General features: G+C 33.7%; 1 protein-coding gene. It reads right to left on the reverse strand.

Annotated features, from left to right (window positions below; all coding sequences use genetic code 11):
• On the reverse strand, window positions 1-1,043 hold a 1,043-nt coding region (locus M2651_RS14210), incomplete at both ends, for a class I SAM-dependent DNA methyltransferase (protein ID WP_252132995.1).

Raw genomic sequence — 1,043 nt, forward strand, 5'->3', positions numbered from 1 at the left:
ACACCTTCTAGTGCATTTTCTTCAACTAAAGTTTTTCTTATATCCTTATGTGCTTTAGTTGAGCCAAATAAAACTCCATCTGGTACTATAACAGCACATCTTCCACCTAAGTCTAATATTCTATTTATAAGTTTCATAAATAAAAGCTCTGTCTTAGTTGTTTTAGCTCCTTTTGCAAGAGTTGCATTTATGTCGCCCTCATCTATACTTCCCTTAAAAGGAGGATTAGCAAGCACTAGAGTATATTTATTTTCTTCTTCATAGCTTTTTGATAATGAATCCATTTGCCTTATATTAGGATTATCTATACTATGCAGCATAAGGTTCATTGAAGCTATTCTAACCATTGACGGGTCAAAATCAAAGCCATAGAACATTTCTGTTCTAAAATGCTCCCATTCATTACTACTCATCATGTCTCCAATTCTATTGTGAAGATTTCCTTTTTCATCGGTAAATACACTTTCTGGTCTTGTATATTTCTCAAGTATATATTCTAAGGAATTAATTAAAAAGCCAGCCGTACCACAGGCTGGGTCGCATATTTTATCTTCAGCTGATGGGTCCATAAGCTCAACCATCATTCTTATTATGTGTCTTGGTGTTCTAAACTGTCCGTTTACTCCTGAAGTTGCAAGCTTTGATAAAAGATACTCATATAAGTCACCTTTTGTATCTGCATCATCCATGTTTATACCATCTATAAGTCTAACTGACTCCTGAAGTAAGGAAGGCTTTGGTATCATAAATACAGCATCTTTCATTTCTGCTGTAAAGCTTGACTCTTCCCCGCCCAATAATTTTATAGCAGGAAATACCTTTTGTGATACTACATCAAACAGTTTCTCTGCTTCTAAATGTTTAAACTGACTCCACTTTAAAAGTTCGAAGCTAAAGCCTTCTTCAATTTTCCCTTCTTCTTTTAACTTTTCAGCTAAATCCATAAATACTGATTTAAAGGGTCTGCCTATTCTATTAGCTTTCTTTTCATTAGCATTATCCACGTCATCTAATCTTTTTATAAATAATAGATATGATATCTG

This window comes from Clostridium caldaquaticum, assembly GCF_023806125.1.
GTDB classification, from domain to species: domain Bacteria; phylum Bacillota; class Clostridia; order Clostridiales; family Clostridiaceae; genus Clostridium_AT; species Clostridium_AT caldaquaticum.